Source organism: Bacillus sp. P4_D3 (assembly GCF_056401855.1).
On record NZ_JBFUIN010000767.1, the window covers coordinates 1 to 1,416 of the forward strand.

2 protein-coding genes are annotated in these 1,416 nt (G+C 32.0%); both read right to left on the minus strand.

Annotation, left to right across the window (positions count from 1 at the left end):
* A partial coding sequence (locus AC1DTM_RS26470; RefSeq protein WP_477001280.1) for an NUDIX hydrolase N-terminal domain-containing protein occupies window positions 1-216 on the minus strand: 216 nt, incomplete at its 3' end.
* A gap of 117 nt (window positions 217-333) precedes the next feature.
* Entirely contained in the window at window positions 334-1,410 is a 1,077-nt protein-coding gene (gene cotH / locus AC1DTM_RS26475) for a spore coat protein CotH (protein ID WP_016104619.1), read from the minus strand.
* Window positions 1,411-1,416: the final 6 nt, after the last annotated feature.

Genomic DNA, 1,416 nt, shown 5'->3' on the forward strand with positions numbered 1-1,416 from the left:
CCGTATATCAACTTTAGGTGTTTGATAGCCTGTCTCACTTGCAAATAAATTCTCTACTACTTCCCAATCTGTTTTTGTATAATGTGACATCATCGCAATTGAAATGTCTCGTAATTGTTGGAAACGCTCTAGATCATACACATCTTTGGAGTACGTTAAACCTGCTTGTGCTATTGATTGTATTTGTTTTACCCAATCAATCCATTTAACCGTCATATCTACACAACTCCATTCTTAATCAACTTCATTCTACTAAATATTATTTCGCTTTTTTATTTCTCCATCTTTAGTATACAAAAAAAGAGATTGATAATGTTTCAATCTCTTTCAAAATCATCCCAATTCATGAAGGTGTTCTTGTATATAGTTGCTTCTTTTATTTATATATTGAAAAATCATCTCAGCCTCTTGATTAAAAACTTCTATTTTCTCTTTCATATATGGATCCTGAAGTAAATATGGACGAATGGATTCGCACATGCCTTCTACTTTTGGTTTTATAAAGGATTCTGTAAATTGTAATTCTAAAATTTCTTCTAATATATTTCGATATTGCTTTCTAAAAACAGGTATATCTAACAATCTTGCACTTAACGTATTATATCCTTTAATGCGAATATACTCATGATTAAGTGGTCTCCCTTGTACATCACGCCCCCAAGTCGCATCGTAATCCCACGGGATGACCTCAAATAAATTTGTTTCATCGTTATGATACAGTGCATAGTTATGAACAAAACCATCAAAGTTTTGAGTCAAAATAACGCCAGCTAACCAGCGTAAATATTTATCAACATGAAGGTATTTCCCAATTTCTTTTTCATAATCATCCCTCGATAGTGTATTTGCTTGAAAAACGAATTCACTCAGTTGCTCTTCACTATTTTTATTCGAACATTTAAATTCATACCCTGCAAAAAGCTCAGTTTTAACATCTTTATCTCTCTCACTCATTAAAGAAAAATTCGCGTCATCATCTATCGCATAATAAATAGAACCACTCGGCAACCCTCTACTTTTTAAAAAGTTTTCATCAACCGATTCTAACTGTAAATATACGCCTTGGATTTGACCATTTATTTTTATAAATACGTGCTGTGACTTCGGTGAAAGTACCCCAATATCATTAAAAAAGTCTAGTGATAATTTGTTACGAATAAGAGATGGATCCATAAATTCAGAGTTTAAATGAAATTCCTTCACCCCTTGAAATTTTTTTGGCTTATAAAACTTAACATGATAAGACTTTTTCTCAAACTCACGAATATGAGCGCCTCGATAAACGATATCAATATCATACTTCTTTTTTCCATATGTTAACTTTGCTGGCACTGGGCTATCTGACCAAATATCTTTTTTTAATTCCACTAAGTACATTGGATGAATAAAAAAATCATATGAAGGTAGCATATATTC